General features: G+C 47.5%; 17 protein-coding genes. 14 read left to right on the top strand and 3 right to left on the bottom strand.

Annotated features, from left to right (window positions below):
- The 5 genes from LKE40_15495 to yfcE all read left to right on the top strand — a co-directional run.
- Nucleotides 1–600 (top strand): AraC family transcriptional regulator (locus tag LKE40_15495; protein ID MCH3918833.1); only part of this gene is annotated, 600 nt, incomplete at its 5' end.
- 173 nt (nucleotides 601–773) lie between these two features.
- Nucleotides 774–2,450, top strand: a complete 1,677-nt coding sequence (locus LKE40_15490; protein MCH3918832.1) for a hypothetical protein — start codon at nucleotides 774–776, stop codon at nucleotides 2,448–2,450.
- Between the two features lie 109 nt (nucleotides 2,451–2,559).
- A complete protein-coding gene (locus LKE40_15485; protein ID MCH3918831.1) occupies nucleotides 2,560–2,745 on the top strand; it encodes a hypothetical protein in 186 nt (61 codons plus the stop codon).
- Between the two features lie 34 nt (nucleotides 2,746–2,779).
- Nucleotides 2,780–3,040, top strand: coding sequence for a hypothetical protein (locus LKE40_15480; protein MCH3918830.1), 261 nt, complete (start codon nucleotides 2,780–2,782; stop codon nucleotides 3,038–3,040).
- A gap of 67 nt (nucleotides 3,041–3,107) precedes the next feature.
- Nucleotides 3,108–3,656 carry a phosphodiesterase gene (gene yfcE / locus LKE40_15475; protein ID MCH3918829.1) on the top strand — a complete coding sequence of 183 codons (549 nt, stop codon included), beginning with the start codon at nucleotides 3,108–3,110 and terminating at the stop codon, nucleotides 3,654–3,656.
- Here the strand turns inward: yfcE and LKE40_15470 are convergent.
- The 3 genes from LKE40_15470 to LKE40_15460 form a co-directional block, all read right to left on the bottom strand.
- The gene (locus LKE40_15470; protein ID MCH3918828.1) at nucleotides 3,581–5,149 is read right to left on the bottom strand and encodes a HAMP domain-containing histidine kinase; all 1,569 of its coding nucleotides are present in this window, start codon (nucleotides 5,147–5,149) and stop codon (nucleotides 3,581–3,583) included. The genes yfcE and LKE40_15470 overlap by 76 nt on opposite strands.
- Entirely contained in the window at nucleotides 5,146–5,862 is a 717-nt protein-coding gene (locus tag LKE40_15465) for a response regulator transcription factor (GenBank protein ID MCH3918827.1), read from the bottom strand. Before LKE40_15465 ends, LKE40_15470 begins: the two co-directional genes overlap by 4 nt.
- A 99-nt stretch (nucleotides 5,863–5,961) precedes the next feature.
- Nucleotides 5,962–7,335 (bottom strand): MATE family efflux transporter, encoded by a 1,374-nt coding sequence (locus LKE40_15460; protein MCH3918826.1) that lies wholly within the window; start codon nucleotides 7,333–7,335, stop codon nucleotides 5,962–5,964.
- A 78-nt stretch (nucleotides 7,336–7,413) separates the two neighbouring features.
- Between LKE40_15460 and LKE40_15455 the strand changes: the two genes are divergently transcribed.
- The 9 genes from LKE40_15455 to LKE40_15415 all read left to right on the top strand — a co-directional run bounded on the left by LKE40_15455 (nucleotide 7,414) and on the right by LKE40_15415 (nucleotide 18,761).
- A complete protein-coding gene (locus LKE40_15455; GenBank protein MCH3918825.1) occupies nucleotides 7,414–7,794 on the top strand; it encodes a NusG domain II-containing protein in 381 nt (126 codons plus the stop codon).
- Nucleotides 7,769–8,845, top strand: a complete 1,077-nt coding sequence (locus LKE40_15450; GenBank protein MCH3918824.1) for a Gx transporter family protein — start codon at nucleotides 7,769–7,771, stop codon at nucleotides 8,843–8,845. The genes LKE40_15455 and LKE40_15450 overlap by 26 nt, the downstream gene beginning before the upstream one ends.
- Nucleotides 8,846–9,060: 215 nt before the next feature.
- Entirely contained in the window at nucleotides 9,061–11,730 is a 2,670-nt protein-coding gene (gene adhE / locus LKE40_15445; GenBank protein MCH3918823.1) for a bifunctional acetaldehyde-CoA/alcohol dehydrogenase, read from the top strand.
- Between the two features lie 91 nt (nucleotides 11,731–11,821).
- Complete coding sequence (locus tag LKE40_15440) at nucleotides 11,822–12,631, top strand: Cof-type HAD-IIB family hydrolase (protein MCH3918822.1); 810 nt, start codon at nucleotides 11,822–11,824, stop codon at nucleotides 12,629–12,631.
- A gap of 14 nt (nucleotides 12,632–12,645) precedes the next feature.
- Entirely contained in the window at nucleotides 12,646–13,875 is a 1,230-nt protein-coding gene (locus LKE40_15435) for an MFS transporter (GenBank protein MCH3918821.1), read from the top strand.
- 224 nt (nucleotides 13,876–14,099) lie between these two features.
- Complete coding sequence (locus tag LKE40_15430) at nucleotides 14,100–15,146, top strand: BMP family protein (protein ID MCH3918820.1); 1,047 nt, start codon at nucleotides 14,100–14,102, stop codon at nucleotides 15,144–15,146.
- 5 nt (nucleotides 15,147–15,151) lie between these two features.
- Nucleotides 15,152–16,726 (top strand): ABC transporter ATP-binding protein, encoded by a 1,575-nt coding sequence (locus LKE40_15425; GenBank protein MCH3918819.1) that lies wholly within the window; start codon nucleotides 15,152–15,154, stop codon nucleotides 16,724–16,726.
- Nucleotides 16,723–17,820: an ABC transporter permease gene (locus LKE40_15420; GenBank protein MCH3918818.1), complete on the top strand. Its 1,098-nt coding sequence runs from the start codon at nucleotides 16,723–16,725 to the stop codon at nucleotides 17,818–17,820. Before LKE40_15425 ends, LKE40_15420 begins: the two co-directional genes overlap by 4 nt.
- Complete coding sequence (locus tag LKE40_15415; protein MCH3918817.1) at nucleotides 17,817–18,761, top strand: ABC transporter permease; 945 nt, start codon at nucleotides 17,817–17,819, stop codon at nucleotides 18,759–18,761. The genes LKE40_15420 and LKE40_15415 overlap by 4 nt, the downstream gene beginning before the upstream one ends.
- Nucleotides 18,762–18,766: the final 5 nt, after the last annotated feature.

Genomic DNA, 18,766 nt, shown 5'->3' with positions numbered 1-18,766 from the left:
CCGTTCCTATTCAGCAATCAAGTAGATCAGTGCCAGACAAAGTTCCTTGCACCCCTGTCCCAGGATCGGATTACATTCCATAACCTCATCCATGATGACAAAGAAGTCTCGGTATCCGTAACTGAACTCATCAGGGAATATGGAACCAAAGACTTTGGGTATGAGCTTGCGGTGAAATCATCTATCTATAAACTGATCGTCCTTCTGCTCAGGACACATGTAGAAAAGATTCTATCTCCTGAGGAATTTTCTGCAAAAACAAGAAACCTCAGACGGTTTGAGCCAGTATTGCAACATATCGACACACACTACACAGGAAAGATAACAATCGCCGAGCTGGCAGCAATCGTCCATATGACGGTCTATCATTTCTGTCGGATGTTCAAGCAACTTACAGGAAAAACCATGACAGATTATCTGAATGGGCTCAGATTGGAAAAATCCACGGACTATCTTGCAGAAAGGGACCTGAACATCACTGAAATTGCTCTGGAATGTGGTTTTGACTCCGTAAACTACTATAGCCGGTTGTTTCGCCGGTACTACCACGTTTCACCGACGGAATTCAGAAAACACAGCATGGAAACACCATCGGCATAAACGACATAAGCATATATCTACAGGAAATCTCAGTTGAACTGTCATAGGATACATGATAGGATAAGGGAGACTCAATTTGTAGGAAATGTTGAACTTATCCTCAACTGTAGGAAGCAAACGGAATATGCCTGCCGCGTTTTTCGACCAGTCACTATTTCCAGGAGATACCCGTCATGAAAAAAAAATCAATCATAATCTTCTTACTCTGTGCCGTTGCCATTGCCCAGGCTTTCTGTGCCGACCTTTCAAGCACCGGCTACGGCAACACAGCAGAAGACGCAGAACGTAAGGCACTTCAGAATCTATACTCACAGATCCGTCCCGATATCACCGTTACGCCAGAAAATGAAGTTGCCTTGAAAAACGAACTGGTAGGTATCAATATCACCAACTCATGGTCCAGTAAAGAAGAAAAAGACAAAGGTTCCCATGTAAGCAAGGTAATTTTCTATGACACGGCACTTTCCCATTACCTTGATCAGATTGAAACCTGTCTGACAGACCTCTCCAATCTTCAGAAACGTTATATCTCTGGACAGGATACAAACACATCGATAAAACTGTCCATCATACAATCAGGTATCGACCGCTATGACAAACTTGTCAATGCACAGTTCATTGCCTTGGCATTGGGGGCAAGGCTAAGTCAGATCAAACATTCAGGTATCCCTGAAATGGCATGGATATTCGAAAAAGAAAAACTGCTGATAGACCATAACAACGAATTGCTACAGACTCGGGCGGACCTGAAGGTGTCGGGTACACCTGCGCTCAATGATGAAATCAACGAAAACACAAAGGAACTGAACAATCTTACCAGCAAAAAAGAGGCAGTCAGGTCAGCTCAGAAGTATCTTGCCGGCAAAGAAAGCGAAGCTTTGGTTGCATCAGCCTTGAGCATGAGGGAAAACATAACATTGCGGGATAACAGCAGTGTCCAGGAATATCTCATTTATCTGGCGAATTTGGATACCAGCTGGCAGAACCTGTCTGCAAACACCGATGCCATGAGAAAACATATCGAAACATCGATCAGGAAAAAGGATGCCATGCAGGGAACGCTTGAAGACAAAGCTTTTGATATGATCGGCTACCTTCTCTCGGATATGGAGGGTACAAACCCGACACAGCAGGCACAGGAAGCAAGAAAGACTGAAAAAGCTAAAATGACAAAGGAACGCGATGCAATCTACGAATACCGATTGACCGCATTTGATGCCGTCATCAAGAAAACTTACATTGACTACACAGAGCAGGCAATCGATGCCTTCAGACATATTTACGATGCCGTCGAAGCAAAACATACCTTCTTCAGGACCGGCTTCAACTGTTCGAATGTCTCTTATAGTCCGATTGACTTCGGTTGGAAAGGTACATACGATTTCCACATGCTGGGAAATCATCTCAGCTATAGTTTCACCCTTCCCCTCAAAGCTATCAGCAGTCAGAAATATCCTGACGACATGAGCACCCTTTCTACAGCAGGTATGCAGGTCTATGAAGCAGACGTAAAGGCACTGCAGCAGTCTATCTTTTATGACCATACCTTTCTCTCGGTCTGGTTACTGCTCAAGGGTCATATAAATTCAAATTTGAAAGCACTTGCAATTGAATCAGCTCAGTTCAATCTGCTACGGAATGATCACCAGACAAAAGTAGCCGTAGAGGTCACTCCCATCAACACGGCCATGAATTTCTCATTCAAACATCTGTTTGTCTATCCTGAAGGCATCGCGAGTTCACCTCTCGACCTGCCATTGAATTCCGTCAACAGAAAATTCTATCAGATGAAACAGCAGGAAGCCGTGGTCAAGAATACTGAAAAAGGAAACTCCGCCGGTCAAGAGTGAAGCACAATCCGTACAGACATCCACGGAACCGAAAAATCCAGAGAAAAGCAAGAAAGGACCAAGTAATCTGCAGCGTTTCCTTCTGCCGTCTGACACTACAATCTCAGCCATGGTCGGCTATAGCTTGATTCCTCTTTCTACAATTCCGGAAGCAACATCTTATTCTTCAAGCGATTATTACTGCAAGCCATTCAGCATAGGTGGCATCGTCGAACGCTTCAGTAGGAAACAGTGTTCCCTTTACTTTGCAGGGAGCTATGAGTATATGGATACTTCAATCATAAAAAGATGCTGACAATACGACGGTAGCAGAAAGAATCGACAACAACGTGTCCGTACGGGCAGGCCTTTCATTTCCACTACGCCACAGCAACGACAGCAGTACGTTCTTCCAAGGCTTCGCGTTGGCAGGTATCGGCTTGAAGACAGACGATTTGACAAGGTTCTTCGGTTACGGAGCTAATATAAGTTACCTTCAGACACTTGCCCCAAGCTTCGGACTCAAACTCGATGCGGGTCTGCAATATGTAAAGGACAGTGTGTTGGGAGCATACCCGAAAGGCCTGCTGTCCCTTGGTCTCTACTTCTGAATCCTCCCCTTGTAAAGGAGCAGCATCCCATAGTAGAATCCCTGCAAAACCATTGAAGGAATTATCTATGAAACTGTTGCTTGCATCTGATATACATGGAAGTGCCTGGTACTGTGCCAAGCTCATGGAAGCCTACACCAAAGGCAACTATGACAAACTGCTCCTGTTGGGCGATATCCTTTATCACGGTCCCAGGAATGACCTGCCACGTGAGTATGCTCCGAAAAAAGTCATTGCCATGTTGAATCCCCTCAAACATGATATTATCTGTGTCCAGGGTAATTGTGATGCAGAAGTTGACCAGATGGTCCTGGAGTTTGATATATCAAGCGCCCATACGGAATTGGTAGCTGACGGCAAGACTTTTTTCCTTGTACATGGGCACCATCCCTTTCCCTACATATCTGCAGGAAGGTACCATACTGCTGACTGGGACATACCCACATACCTCTTCGTGAGCAATTGGAAGGGAAAAATCCTGCATCTCAACCCTGGTTCGGTTTCATTGCCGAAAGGCGGTTGGTGCCCCACCTACATCAGCTATGCAGAGGGTAACTTCAGCCTTCTGGATTTCACAGGGACTGAACTTGATTTCTCCTCAGGCCAGGCAAGATAAACCGTTACCTTTCCTTCCTCGCTTTTGATCTCTGCCGTTCCCCCATGCAAGCGCATTACCTGGGACACAATAGACAACCCAAGCCCGTTTCCACCGCTTGTCCGTCCCTTGTCGCCTCTTTCCCAAGGTTCAAAGAAATCAATGCCGGCAGGCAGGGACCCCTCGTTCGAGACCTCAATCCTTCTCCTGTCAAGCAACACGGTCACTTTGCCTTTGGTTGCGGCAAGTGCATTGTCCAGCAGTTCCTTCATGGCACGGGACATCAGTTCAGGGTCACAGTCAATCACTTCGCTCTTTGTGGTAACCTCTACCCTTTTCTCATCATTCTTATAAGCAAGAAGAAGAGTATGCATGAAATCGGCAGCGTCGACACCTTCGGGGCTTGCTTTTCTGTCAGGACTTTGCAGTCCGGCATATTCCCTTACCCTGTTGATTCGGCCAGACAGGTCATTCAGTTCAGTAGACAGTCTACCGATAATATGTTTGTCCATAGGAAACATTCCGTCCAGCATGCCATCGACCAAAAGACGCATGGAAGTAACGGGAGTATTCATATCATGGGAAATATTCCGTAACCAAGCTCTTCGGTTGGCTCTGTTGAGGGAAAGTGATTTGCCAAGGTCTTCTACTGCCGCATTTATCTGCTTGAATTCCTCGACCTTGGTCTTTGGAAGAGTTACATCTTCCTTTCCATCTGCAAGAGCTTTCAACGATTTCTCGACATCGCCCACATATTTTTGGTTTTTCCTACTGAAGAAAAAACTGAGCAACAGGGCAAGAACCAAGGAAAGCAATCCGGCCGCAATTGCCTTGCCAAAGACATAATGGACCAATTCACCGGTATTTCCGTAGGTATCAGGCGTATATGTCAGCACATCCACGCTGAATGAATAGTAGCTGTCCGTACAGATCATCAGGCTACCTGCAATCTGTCCGGCCTTGACCATCGAAGGCATCTCAAGAGTCCTTGACGGCAAAATGCCATAAGAAGCTGAGAGATAGACCTGGAACTGGTTCGTCAAATCATATCCCATGTTGAGGATAGTGACAGGTTCGCTTACCTCGACTGTCTTGAACGTAGATGGATCAAGATTCTCGCCCTCCAAAAAATTAGTCCTTCGGGTACTGCCTGCAAGCTGTCGCTTCAGTATCTCCTCATCACCGATCTTACGTTGTCCAAGAGCCTTGCCATCGCTTGTCGTACCGGCAGAAAAGACAACCCTTCCGCTTGAATCCCTGAAAAGCAAGCCGCTGATACGGTCATCGTAATTTGCAAGCTCATAAGCAATATCGACAAATTGATTGAAAGAAATATAGTTTCCCGCACTGCTTATCTGCTTCGCCATCTTGTCGCAGAACATTTCATAGGCTTGCTCACCCCATTCGGTACTCCGGCCACGGAAAGCGAAAAAGACCAATGTGGTACTCAGCAAAAGCACAAGCAGCGCTATGCCCGCAATAGTCAGGAAGACTCGGACAAAGAACCGTCTCATGCATCATCGTCCTGACAGATGCCGACGAAACGATACCCATAACCTCTTACAGTCTCAATCCATCCGCCGTCACCAAGTTTTGCCCTGATATTCTTGATATGGGTATCTACGATACGTTCATAGCTTTCTGCACTATAGTCAAAACATTCTTCCAATATCTTTCCGCGGGATACCAAAAGGTGTGCATTGTCAACAAGGCACAGCAGCACCCGCCATTCTGCGGCAGTAAGCGAAAGCAATTCTCCGCCTACAGAACATTGATGGGCATCACGCTCAATCTTCAGAGTATTGCCGTTGAACTCAAAGGTCATATCAACCTCATCTCCGGAGTATCCGAGCTTTGCTTTCTGGTACCTGCGTAGTACGGCCTTGACTCTCAACACAAGTTCTTTCGGAGAAAACGGTTTTGTAATGTAGTCGTCAGCACCGATTTCAAATCCTAGGATCCTATCGGACTCTTCTACACGGGCCGTCATGAATATGACAGGAAAATCATACTTCTTTCGAAGTTCCTTCACATATTCAAATCCGTCCCCATCAGGAAGCATGACATCCTGCAGCAGCAGGTCCGGCAAACGATCGGAAAAACCGATGTCCGCTTCCTTGAGATTCGCAAACGTCATGCAGTCAAAACCCGATAACTCCAGGTATTGTTTGACTCCATCTCTGATGACATCATGATCTTCAATAACATATATCATTGGCTTATCCATTGCCGCATACTCCATTTATTTTTTATATTCCCATCAAATTCCTGTTGATTCAAGGTATTGTATCATGAAATAGCGGAAAATCCATCCAAAGCACACACATTATCGCACCAGTTTCCTGTCGATCCTTCGCATGACAAGAAAATACATCACCATCGTATAGATGACGGAAATACCATCAGAAAGCGGTTCAGCCATAAAGACCGCGAGCACTTTGTCAGCCATGAACAACGGCAGGATGAAGGTAAGCGGAATGAGCAGTACAAGTTTGCGTAATATTGCAATGGAGCTTGATACCTTTGCCTGTCCAAGAGAGGTAAAGGTAAGCTGCGCAGCATTCTGCAACCCGAACACACCGACAGAAGCCGCATAGACCCTCAGTGCCCACGTGGACATGGAAATAAGATCAGGATCGGAGGTAAATATGGCCGCAAAAACGCCAGGAAACAGCTCAAACAAAGAAAAGAAAGTAAAGGAAACGACAAGGCTGGAAACAAAGACAACCCGAATTGCCTGATGCATCCGCTTGCTGTCACCCGAACCATAGTTGAAACTGATGACAGGCTGTCCGCCCTGTCCCAAGCCAAGGACAAAATAATGAATGACACTTACCACTGAATTGCAGATTGTCATCGCACCTATAGCCAAGTTTCCGCCATATTTCAGCAGATTCACATTGAAGGCCGCAAGCAAGGCACTCTCCGTGCTTGTCATGATAAAAGGTCCTACACCCAGTCCAAGGCTCGGCAGCAATATATGCCAGACAATTTTCAGATTTTCCTTCCGTAGTTTCAGGACGGTCCGTTTCCCAAGCAGGAAACGCAATACATACAAGGCAGAACAGGCCTGGGAAATAATCGTTGCCAAGGCAGCCCCGCGGACACCCATATGAAAGACAAAGATAAAAATGGGGTCCAAGGCAATATTCAGCGCTGCCCCAATTACTACAGAAATCATTGCCTGCCGAGAATAACCTTGGGCAGTGATGAAATTGTTCATTCCCATGGCAAGCTGGACGAATATGGTACCGACTGCATAGATGTCCAGGTAGCTTTTGGCATAGTCCAAAGTCACTGGACTGGCTCCGAAGAACAGCAGCAATGGCCGGTCAAAGACAATCAACAGGAACGTCAGGACACACGCCACAGCTACGAGGGCCGAGAAACTGTTTCCCATGATTTTCTCAGCTTCAGCAGTCTTTCTCCTTCCTAAGAATATGGACGCACGGGGAGCACTGCCGTTGGCAACCAACGCAGTGAAAGCCGCTACCATGGTAAGTATGGGAAAGCACACGCCAAGAGCTGTCAAAGCCACTGTACTGCCAGCTCCCATATGCCCGATATAGATGCGATCCACCAGATTGTACAGCAGGTTCACGACCTGTGCGACGACTGCAGGAAATGCAAGCCGCAATACCAGTTTTCTGACAGGTTCCGTAGCCAGAAAGTCTTTGTCAGGATACTCTGTCATTTCCATCATAATCTGTAACATACTCCCTGAAAAAACATATTGCAAGCAGTTGCAGGAAACCATGGGGACAGGTAGACTATGCCCATGAAACTGTCCGACAAACCTACATTTGCAGACTATCTTATTCTAGCTTTGGCCATTGCATTGACATTGGTGCTTTCCTTTGGTTTGCATGGCAGCAGTTCCTCATCGACCTATCTGGATGTACAATGCAAAGGGAACCATTATCTCTATTCATTGGACAAGGACAAGGAACTTACATTCACGGGACTGCTGGGTCCGACGACAATAGAGATCAAAGACGGCAAGGCGGCATTCATCGAAAGCCCCTGCAAGAACAAGATATGCATAAAGATGGGATGGATCAGCAGACCAGGACAGTTTGCGGCCTGCCTTCCCAATGGGGTCCTGATTACCATCAAAGGCAAGGATGCCGACAATGAGGTTGACGATGTGGCACATTGATGATAACAAAGACAGGCTTGTCTATCTGGCAGCCCTTTCCCTCATGCTGAGCAGCATTGAGTACCTTATTCCGAAACCACTCCCGTTCCTCAAACTCGGACTGGGAAATCTGCCATTGCTGCTGGGACTCACCCTGCTTCCCGTAAAAGAGTATTTTCTCCTTGCCCTGCTCAAGACAATCTGCCAAGGCATCATCGGGGGCACATTGGTCTCTCCGTTCTTTGTACTTTCCTTTTGCGGTACTTTTGCTTCCGCTGCCGTCATGCTGATCTTCCATAGATTACTGAAAAAGAAGGTAACTTTGTTTTCCATCTCCACGCTCGGAGCTATGGCGAACAACCTTACACAGCTGGCACTTGCGGCACTGCTCATCTACGGCAAGACAATCTTCATTGCAACGCCCCTGCTCCTGGCAGTGGGTCTGATTGCAGCCCCACTGCTTGGATTGTTTGCACAAGCAATGGTGGAAAATACTAAATTCTATACATTGGCAATATCCAACAGCCTCCCTCACTTTCAAGCTGATAATGAAAAACTTGCAGAAAAACGGCTTTCTGTACGACAGGTAACCTTCATTTCCATATCCATTGCCGGAATCGTGGCTTCGTTTCTTACAAGCAATCCGGTACTGCTCGCCATCGGGACAGTCATCCTGCTTGTGTGCCAGAAACTAAGCGGAAGGAAGGTAATGCTCGGCATCGACATAGGATTGATGATTTCAATGGTCATCCTCTCCTTGCTGGACCGAAACGGGAAAGTCCTGCTGTCACTGGGCCCACTGCAGGTTACGCAGGGAGCATTGGTTTCAGCCTTGGCAAGAGGCCTTCGGATTTTGATGATCATGGCATCAAGCCAGATACTCAGTGCCACAAAAATACTGCGTCTACCATTGTTGGGAAGCATCTTCTCTCTCTCTGCCAGAACCGTAGCACGTTTTTCAAAGACCTCAGGAACCCTTTTCAAAAGGATCGATGAGTCATTGCTCGGACAATCAGACAATTTTCAACCCAGCCCACAAAAATATGAGAATATGACTGGAAGAACTGATTAAGCCAATCATCTGTCTGCATAAATACTTTTCTGCCCTTATAGTCTGCCATCTCTCATATTTATATCAACAAGATATGTATAGATTGACTTATTTCCTTATTTCAAGCAGATAATATTGGTTTTACTTTCCGCATAGGTTAAAATAATTTTCTTGACTGCATTTATACATGCAGGTACAGTTATACTATACAAACAAAATGGAGAGCAAAGCAACACATGTCAGAAACCATCGGAGCAAAGGAATTGTTCGACGGGCAGCTTCAGCTGCAGGACCTGATCGAACGGGTACATCGGGCACAGGTAAGGTATGCGACCTACAGCCAGCAGCAAGTAGACAAGATCTTCCAGGCTGCTGCCATCGCCGCAAACAATGCGCGTATTTCCCTTGCACAGGAAGCAGTAGCGGAAACGGGAATGGGCATCGTAGAAGACAAGGTGATCAAGAACCATTTTGCCTCTGAATATATCTTCAACAAATACAAGGACGAAAAGACTTGTGGCATTATAGAAAAGGACCAAAGCTTCGGCATTGAAAAGGTAGCAGCTCCTATCGGTGTTGTCTGTGGTATCATCCCCACGACGAATCCCACGAGCACAGCCATCTTCAAGAGCCTGATAGCCCTCAAGACACGCAACGCCATCATATTCAGCCCCCATCCACGGGCCAAGAACTGCACGAACCATGCAGCAGAAATCATTCTCGACGCCGCAGTAAAGGCAGGAGCTCCTGAGGATATAATCGGATGGATAGACAATCCGACATTGGAAAAGACTGACTATCTGATGAAAAGTCCTCTTACGAATATCATCCTCGCCACAGGAGGACCCGGCATGGTAAAGGCAGCCTATTCGTCCGGCAAACCAGCCATAGGTGTCGGTGCGGGAAACACACCTGCGCTCATTGACAAGAGTGCAGATCTGAAAATGGCAGCCTCTTCCATCCTCATGAGCAAGACCTTCGACAATGGCGTGGTATGTGCATCCGAACAATCAATCATCTGCCACAAAGAGGTATATGACCTCTTCAAAAAAGAACTGCAGCAGCAGGGAGCCTATTTCCTTTCTGCCGAGGAAGCAGACAAGCTAAGGAAGATACTCATTGATCCGAAAAGAGGATCAGTCAACCCTGCAATCGTCGGACAAAAAGCAAGTACCATTGCAAAGCTGGCGGGATTCAAAGTACCTGAAACAGCAAAGGTCCTCATTGCCGAATGTGAAAAGATTACCGCTTCTGAACCCTTTGCCCATGAGAAGCTTTCACCAGTTCTCGGCATGTTCCAATGTGAGAATTTCGGGGACGGAGCAGCCAAGGCAGCACAACTTGTTGCCTTGGGAGGATTCGGACATACCTCGGTACTGTATATTGATGAATCTGAACAGGATAAGGTCGACACCTTCGGTCGGATACTCAAGACCAGCCGCGTGCTGATCAACATGCCGACCAGCCAGGGTGCCATCGGTGATATCTACAACTTCCGTCTGGAACCGTCGTTGACTTTGGGCTGCGGCTCATGGGGCAACAATTCAATCAGTGAAAACGTCGGCCCGAAACATCTGCTCAACATCAAGACCGTTGCTGCAAGGAGAGAAAACATGCTGTGGTTCAGGTTGCCCCCGAAGGTATATTTCAAATATGGATGTCTTCCTGTCGCTCTGGGAGAACTTGAGGGCAAGAAAAGAGCATTCTTGGTAACAGACGACTATCTGTTTTCCAGCGGCATGACGGATATGGTTACCGACCGATTGGAAGAACTGGGCATAGAATGCGAAGTCTTCCATCAGGTCAAGCCGGATCCTACCCTCGGCACGGTTTCCCTTGCCATGAACCTGGTACAGACTTTCAAACCTGACATCTTCATAGCATTCGGTGGAGGCTCTCCCATGGATGCAGCCAAGATAATCTGGTTGCTCTATGAGCATCCTGAAGTCAAATTCGAAGGATTGGCTTTGCGTTTCATGGATATCAGGAAGCGGATCTACTCTTTCCCGAACATGGGAAAGAAGGCACAGCTTGTCTGTATTCCTACCACCAGTGGCACAGGAGCTGAAGTTACCCCCTTTGCCATCATCACCGATGAAGAATCCGGCATGAAATATGCCATTGCCGACTATGCATTGACTCCCTCGATGGCTATCGTGGACAGCCAGCTGACATTGGGATTGCCGAAAGGTCTGACCGCAGCATGCGGCCTCGATGTGCTGACCCACAGTCTGGAAGCATTGGTCTCGACGATGAGTACGGATTATACCAACGGCTTGGCTATGGAGGCTGCAAGGATCATCTTCAAGTATCTTCCTTCTGCATACCATGACGGCACCGACAGGAAAGCCAGGGAAAAGGTCCATAATGCCTCAACCATCGCAGGTATGGCCTTTGCAAATGCATTCCTTGGCCTCTGCCATTCCATGGCACACAAGCTCGGTGCGCGTTTTCATGTCCCCCATGGCATGGCCAATGCACTACTGCTGACAAATATCATCAGGTTCAATGCTACGGACAATCCTACCAAACAGGCAGCATTTCCCCAGTATGAGTATCCCTCTGCTATCAGCAGATATGCCAGGGTTGCCGATTACATCAACATGAAGGCAAACCAACAGAAAAACACGACCTTCCTGCATATACCGGACGATGCAACTCCCATGGATAAGGTCGCCGCACTGATAGATGCAATAGAATCACTGAAAAAGGATCTCGATATCCCAACTTCCATACAACAGTGGGGAGTATCGGAGGATCAGTTCCTCTCTGCCGTCGACCAGATGTCCATAAACGCCTTCGATGACCAATGCACGGGGACAAACCCACGGTATCCGCTGATAAGCCAGATCAAACAACTGTATCTGGACTGCTATTATGGAAGAAAATGGGAGGAAGAAAAATAGTTTCATAAAATTTTCGGCAGGATTTCTTCCTTGCTGTCTTTCATTCAGGTATTGACAGCAAGGCAAAGCATGTGTTATATGCTCGAATGCCATGAATACTATAAAGTTAATTGCCACAGATATCGATGATACATTGCTCGACAGCAGAAAAAGAATTTCTGCTAGGGCAAAGGCTGCAGTCAGAGAAGCGGACAGAAGAGGTATCCGCTTCTGTCTGGCCAGCGGCAGAGCCCCGCAGGCCATGGGTTTTCTGATGGAAGAACTTGGTGTCAATATGGCTCTGGGCTGTTACAGCGGAGCCCTCACTTTCCTCGACGGGCAAAAAGTAGGGTCGCATGCACTGCCATTTGATCATTTTAGGGCAATTCTTCATTTGCTTGAAGGGTTTTCATGCAGTACATTCATATACGGAACCAATGATTGGTACAGCCAGACAGCTGATCAATGGTACTGGAAAGAATGTAAAATCGTGCACTACGACGGTATTGTCATTGATTTCAACACCCTCCTCAAAGAACATGAAACAGCAGGTATCCCACTCTACAAGCTTGTCATCATGCAGGAAGACCCGAACATTCTCCAGCAAATCGAAGATGCTCTGCGTGGACTTGGACTTGGACTGATGATATTCAAGTCCTCACCTTTTTTCATCGAAGTCAATCCGATGAATATTGACAAGGGAACTACCATAAATGATGTTGCCTCGCATTGGGACATCGACATAGCAGACACCCTTGCCATCGGCAATTACTATAATGACATCGGCATGCTGAAAGCAGCCGGTACTTCCATTGCCATGGCAAACAGTCCGCAGGCTGTAAAGTCTTGCGCAAGCCGCACAAGCATCCAGGATATGGATCATGAAGGCTTTGCCCTCGAAATGGAAAGAATATTAGATTAACAAAAACAACACTTATGAAACTTTTTAAAAATTCTCTTTACACCGGGCTTCCTGCCCGGATCTACATCATTGGGCTCGTTGAATTGATCAACGGTGCCGGATCCTTCCTTTATCCGTTTCTATCGCTGATGCTGACTCAAAACCTCGGTTATTCAGTAAAGGAAGCCGGCTTTTTCTCTATGGCAAGCATGCTGGTAGCCTTGCCAGCTTCATTGATCACAAGCAAGTTTGCAGACAAGGTCTCGCGGAAAAAAGTCATGGTGCTGACCCAGATGTGCATGTCTACCATGTTGCTTGTCAGCGGTATTTTCCTGGCAGTAAGGCCAGCACTTGTCCCCTATCTCATACTTACCGTCTATTTCTTCGACGGCATGACAGACCCTGCCAGGGCAGCGTTCCAGGCAGACCAGACAAACCTCCAGAACAGGCAGGTTGCCTATTCATTCTTCTACCTCTGCCATAATATCGGCTTCGCCTTTGGTCCAGCCACCGCAGGACTGCTGTTTTCGGTCTATCCCCAGGGCATCTTCTTCGGCAATGCTGCTGCAGCTTTCCTGGCTGTCAGCATCGTCATGGTCAAGATACCTGACCGAAAACCCGATGCACAGATGATCAAAAAGAGCATGGAATCGGACAATTCCGACAAAGCGGTCAAAGGAGACGTCTTTGCGGCTTTGAAAGCCAGGCCGAAACTTACGTTCTATATGTTCGTGACCTTGTTCCTGTTCACATCAATCGCAGCCATCTATTTTGTGCTTCCTCTTTACGCAACAAAGCTGTTCGGAACCGAGGGACCGAGACTCTATGGGACTTTCATGACGACAAATGCAGTAACTGTCATCGTCCTGACGCCACTGGCCGTGCGATTTTCCAGGAATCATCGTACCCTTACAGCAATATCCATGGCAACGTTCCTATATGCGGTAAGCATACTCTGCATGGGTTTTACTGATTCCTACGTAGTACTGCTGTTCCTTGTATTCATCTATACATTGGGAGAAATCCTGCATGCAACGAACCATGATTATTTCATCGTCAACCATACACCATTGGGACATAGGGCACGCTTTTCATCAATCATGAGCATGCTGACTACTGCAGGTTTTGCATTGGGCCCGCTCCTTTCCGGCCTGATGGTCAGCAAATGGAGCTATAGGACGACATTCGTCATCAATGGTCTGATACTGTGCGCTTGTATGGTAGTATTCCTCTCGCTCAGGTCCTCGTTTGCAAAGGAAAACTAAGCGAACTGGAAGCAACACAAATGTTAATTCCATTCAGCAACTAATGATTTGTCTTATATGAACCTAGCAGATTTGAAGCAATCTAAAATTGCACCATACTGCAACATAATTAGCAGTCAACGATATTATTTTTGATCTGGCTCAGAGAATATCAAGGAATTCCAGGAAAACAAATTGACAGGAAGTTGTACATTTTCCATACTGAGCCCAAGGAGATGAAAGTTATGAAAAAATCGATGCTTGCAATTGTCCTGATGTCGGCTTTGGCCCTTCCTATATTTGCCAATGGCCAGAATGAAACAGCCAAACCGGAAACTGCAGCTCCGGCAGCTACTTCCAATACAGTAAAGGTTGCCTTGATTGTTGAAAACACCATTGACGACAAAGGATGGTGCCAGGCAATGTATGACGGTATCAAGGAAGCCCAGAAAGAAATGCCGGGCAGGATTGAAATGGCCTACTCCGAGAAGATGAAACCTGTCGATGCAGGTTCAGCTGCACGCCAGTACGTAGCTGATGGATACAACATCATCATCGGCCATGGCGCGCAGTATGCCAATGTCATTACGGAAATGGCAGATGAGTTCCCAGATGTCACCTTTGCGTTCGGCACAAGCTCACAGATCGTTGCAGACAATGTTTTTACCTACATGCCTGAATCCGAAGAAACGGGTTACCTTTCCGGCATGATTGCAGGTATGCTGACAAAGAAGGACAAGCTCGGTGTCGTAGGGCCCGTCGATGGCGGCGACAGCGCACGTTACAACAGAGGTTTTGTACTGGGCGCACAGAGTGTCAATCCATCAGTGAAAATCATGGTCGGACACACAGGTTCCTTCTCCGATTATATCAAGGCAGGACAATTGGCCAAGACAGACATCCAGGAAGGCGCAGATGTACTGACAGGTTCATCACAGCAGGCTTTGGGCGCACTGAGAAGCGTTGCAGAATATAAAGACAAGGATATCTGGTGGGTCGGACAGGATATGGCCCAGATGGCTACTGAAGAAGGCTACAAGTGTGTGGCAGCTTCTTCCTACAATTACGGGGCAGTCATCGTCTCAATGGTCAAGAAACTTGATGCCGGAGTCAAAGGTGGCGAATGCATCCCGATGAATTTCAACAACAATGGTTTTGTCTTCGGCTTCAATCCTTCACTCAAGAGCATGTATGAAGGAAAGATCGAAGATGCTGTAAATGCCCAGATTGCAAAATTCAAGGCAACTCCCAATACCATTGATTGGAAATCAGTAGATTATTCGAAACTTTGACAACCATGTACCGGCGCGGTTTTCCCCAAGGGATGCCGCATCGGCCTATGGATCGGAACATAATGAATACAACCATACATAACCTGAAAATGCATCATATTACCAAGCGTTTTCCGGGCATCCTTGCCTTGGACGACGTTTCCATTGAAGTCAATGCAGGCCAGGTACTTGCCCTTGTCGGGGAAAACGGTGCCGGAAAAACGACTTTGATGAACGTGCTGATGGGTCTCTACAAAAGTGACGAGGGGCGCATTTCCATCAATGATGAAACGGTCAGCTTCCAGTCTCCAAGTGATGCCTATAGCCATGGCATCGGTATGGTACACCAACGCTATATGTTGGTCCCAAACCTCACGGTTACGGAAAACATTGCATTGGGATACAGACATACTGTGCACAGGCTTAGGCTTGACTTGGATACCGTTCGTAGCAGAATAGATGAAGTTTCATCCAAATATGGCCTTTCCGTTGACCCGAATGCCTATATCTGGCAACTTTCAGTCGGAGAACAGCAGAAAGTAGAATTGGTAAAGGCCCTTTGCCTCGGTGCCAAGCTCATGATACTTGATGAGCCGACCTCGGCTCTTACCCCTCAGGAAATCGATGAGCTCATCGATTTGCTCAGGGTCATGAAGAAAGAAATCCCGCTTATTTTCATCAGCCACAAGCTGAAGGAAGTCAAGGAACTGTCAGATGATTTTGCAGTGCTTCGACATGGGAAAATAGTCTACCAAGGCAATACCTGTGACTGTGACATCGCACAGATGGCTTCCCTCATGACCGGACATGAGGTCAAGCTTGCCAGAAACTCAGAAAAGAAGCATGCTACCGCCCCGGCTCTGATCTTGAAGGACCTGAACGTAAGAAGTGACCGTGGTTTCTTGGCACTCAACGGTTTCAACCTGACCATCAACAGAGGTGAGATCATGGGATTGGCCGGTGTTTCCGGCAACGGGCAGAAAGAACTTGCCCAGGTCATCAACGGCCTGCGTAAGGCTGAAAGCGGCTCCATTGTCCTGCTCGGAAAAGAGTTACTTGGACTTACTCCAGGACAGATCATAGAAAAAGGTATGGGGTATATTCCTGAAGACAGAAACACCGAAGGTATTGTTCCTTCTTTTTCCATCAAGGAAAACCTAATCCTCAAGGATGCAGATTCCAGTCTTTTTTCTTCACACCATCTGCTGAATCACCACATCGTCGAAGAAAACGCTGACAAACTCGTAGGTAACTACGATATCCGTTGCGCAGGCACATCAATCTCTGCAGGTTCCCTTTCCGGCGGCAATATACAGAAAGTCATCCTGGCCCGTGAACTTACCAGAGCCCCGAAGTTCCTTATTGCCGTGTACCCGACCAGAGGCCTTGATCTGGGTGCTGCGGAATTCATCCACGACAGATTGCTTGAAATCAGAAAGAAAGGAACAGGAATCCTGCTGATCAGTGAAGAGCTGGATGAAATCATGAGACTTTCTGATCGCATCTCTGTCATCTTCAAGGGACAGATCCAGGGAATACTCGATGCAAAGACAGCAACCAGAAAACAAATAGGCCTTTTGATGGCAGGAGTTAAGAATTGACTAAACACAACTTCACTATCTACTACAAGATCAGTATCATCATCCTGGCCATTCTCGCAGCATTGGCAATGAGTGCGGCAGTACTGTTGATACTCGGCGCAGACGTAATGAAGACCTATGCCGTCATTCTGTTCGAACCGTTGAAGAATAAAATCGAAGTTACCGAAGTATTGGTCAGGGCTATCCCTCTGAGCATCATTGCACTGGGCATTACCGTAGCCTATCGAAGCGGCATCATCAACATCGGTGCCGAAGGACAGATGGCAATGGGCATACTCGGTACGACATCGATGGCACTGGGATTGGCTTCCGCACCGATTCCCCCTGTATTGGTCATCATCATTTCCCTTGTTGCCGGCGGCATCACAGGCGGTATCTGGGGATTTGTGCCGGGCATATTGAAAGCAAAATTCCAGGTAAGCGAACTGCTGTCGACAGTCATGCTCAACTACATAGCGGCTCAGTTCTATACATTCTGCCTCAGAGGGCCCCTGTTGGATCCCGCAGAAATGACGACAGGATCCGGGACACCACAGTCAATGAGACTTCCAAAGGACCTGTGGCTGGGAAGATTACTGAGAGGCACAAGGCTCCATGCAGGTATCTTCATTGCACTTGGCTTGGCTTTGCTCGTCTATTTTCTGCTCTGGAGAACCACCTATGGCTATAAGATGCGGGCAGCGGGAGCTGGAAAGAAAGCGGCCAGATATGGTGGCATCAACGTAGGGCTCTATCTGACAGTCTCAATGGTAATCAGCGGTGCCTTTGCAGGACTTGCCGGAGGTATAGAAGTCCTTGGATTGCATCACAGGGCAATAGAAGGCATCACAAGCGGCTACGGCTTCTCCGGTATCGTCGTAGCTCTCTTCGGCGCCCTGCACCCAGCCGGAATTGTTCCTGCTTCATTTTTCTTTGGCATGCTTCTGGTCGGTGCAGATATGACACAACGAATGGTAGGTGTCCCAGCCAACATGATCCAAGTACTTGAGGGCATCATTATCCTCGTCATCGTTTCTGCGCAGATGGTACTGGGAGATACGTATCTGATGGATAGGCTTGAACGCCGATTCGTACACAAGGAGGCAGTCAAATGAACTTTGTCATCAATATCATTACATTGGGCATTCCTTTTTCCGTTGCCCTGTTGCTTGCTTCCTTAGGTGAGATGTTCAACCAGCGGGCAGGTATCTTCAACCTTGGTTGTGAGGGTATAATGGCAATGGGTGCATTCCTAGGCATGCTTGTTCCCTATGCCTATGGACAAGGAGGAGCTACACCGGGATATTTCAATGTGCTGGGACTGTTGCTTGCAACAGCCGTGGGAGCCCTGCTTGGCCTGTTCTTCGGCCTGTCAGTCATCACATTCAAGGCACCGCAGGGTATAGCAGGCATCGGACTGCAGATGTTCGGCGTCGGCTTGGCAGGAACTATGTTCCGTCATTTCATCGGCGGAACCCAGAGCGTGCCGGGCATCGGGACAGCTCCGGTACCGCTCCTCAGCAAGATCCCTGTATTGGGACCCATGCTTTTTTCCAACAATGTCCTGGTCTATATTGCCTTCCTTCTGGTACCGGTCAGCTATTGGGTCCTGTTCAAGACACAATGGGGACTCAAAGTACGGGCCTGCGGCACCTTTCCTGGCGCTGCCGATTCCCTCGGTATCGACGTCAACCGGATCAGATTCCAGTCACTCGCCGTAGGTGGAGCCCTTGCAGGTCTTGCAGGAGCATACCTTTCACTCTGCCAAGCCAAGATGTTCAGTGATGAAATCATCGCCGGGCGAGGTTTCATTGCCGTCGCACTGGTCTATTTCGGTTATTGGAACCCAGTCAACATCATGTGGGGAGCCTTGCTGTTCTCCTTGGCACAAAGTTTCCAGTTCGCAATCCAGGCACAGGGAATCAACTTCCCCTATGAGTTTGCTGTCATGCTTCCATATGTCTTGGTCATCGTGACACTTGCCTTCAGCAGGGATAAGAAAATGCAGGAACCGACAGCCCTTGGCATTCCATTCGATAGAGAAAAGCGAGTATAAGCAAC

This window comes from Spirochaetia bacterium, from assembly GCA_022482625.1.
In the GTDB taxonomy this organism is placed as follows: domain Bacteria; phylum Spirochaetota; class Spirochaetia; order Sphaerochaetales; family Sphaerochaetaceae; genus Pleomorphochaeta.
Note: the sequence above shows the minus strand (reverse complement) of the source record. Positions and strands in the feature narration are given on the sequence as shown.

Bases quoted from the DNA above. Each gene is read 5' to 3' on its own strand.
- LKE40_15490 (MCH3918832.1), top strand. From the start codon at position 774: ATGAAAAAAAAATCAATCATAATCTTCTTACTCTGTGCCGTTGCCATT.
- LKE40_15485 (MCH3918831.1), top strand. From the start codon at position 2,560: ATGGTCGGCTATAGCTTGATTCCTCTTTCTACAATTCCGGAAGCAACA.
- yfcE (MCH3918829.1), top strand. From the start codon at position 3,108: ATGAAACTGTTGCTTGCATCTGATATACATGGAAGTGCCTGGTACTGT.
- LKE40_15470 (MCH3918828.1), bottom strand. From the start codon at position 5,149: ATGAGACGGTTCTTTGTCCGAGTCTTCCTGACTATTGCGGGCATAGCG.
- LKE40_15465 (MCH3918827.1), bottom strand. From the start codon at position 5,862: ATGGATAAGCCAATGATATATGTTATTGAAGATCATGATGTCATCAGA.
- LKE40_15460 (MCH3918826.1), bottom strand. From the start codon at position 7,335: ATGGAAATGACAGAGTATCCTGACAAAGACTTTCTGGCTACGGAACCT.
- LKE40_15455 (MCH3918825.1), top strand. From the start codon at position 7,414: ATGAAACTGTCCGACAAACCTACATTTGCAGACTATCTTATTCTAGCT.
- LKE40_15450 (MCH3918824.1), top strand. From the start codon at position 7,769: ATGAGGTTGACGATGTGGCACATTGATGATAACAAAGACAGGCTTGTC.
- adhE (MCH3918823.1), top strand. From the start codon at position 9,061: ATGTCAGAAACCATCGGAGCAAAGGAATTGTTCGACGGGCAGCTTCAG.
- LKE40_15440 (MCH3918822.1), top strand. From the start codon at position 11,822: ATGAATACTATAAAGTTAATTGCCACAGATATCGATGATACATTGCTC.
- LKE40_15435 (MCH3918821.1), top strand. From the start codon at position 12,646: ATGAAACTTTTTAAAAATTCTCTTTACACCGGGCTTCCTGCCCGGATC.
- LKE40_15430 (MCH3918820.1), top strand. From the start codon at position 14,100: ATGAAAAAATCGATGCTTGCAATTGTCCTGATGTCGGCTTTGGCCCTT.
- LKE40_15425 (MCH3918819.1), top strand. From the start codon at position 15,152: ATGTACCGGCGCGGTTTTCCCCAAGGGATGCCGCATCGGCCTATGGAT.
- LKE40_15415 (MCH3918817.1), top strand. From the start codon at position 17,817: ATGAACTTTGTCATCAATATCATTACATTGGGCATTCCTTTTTCCGTT.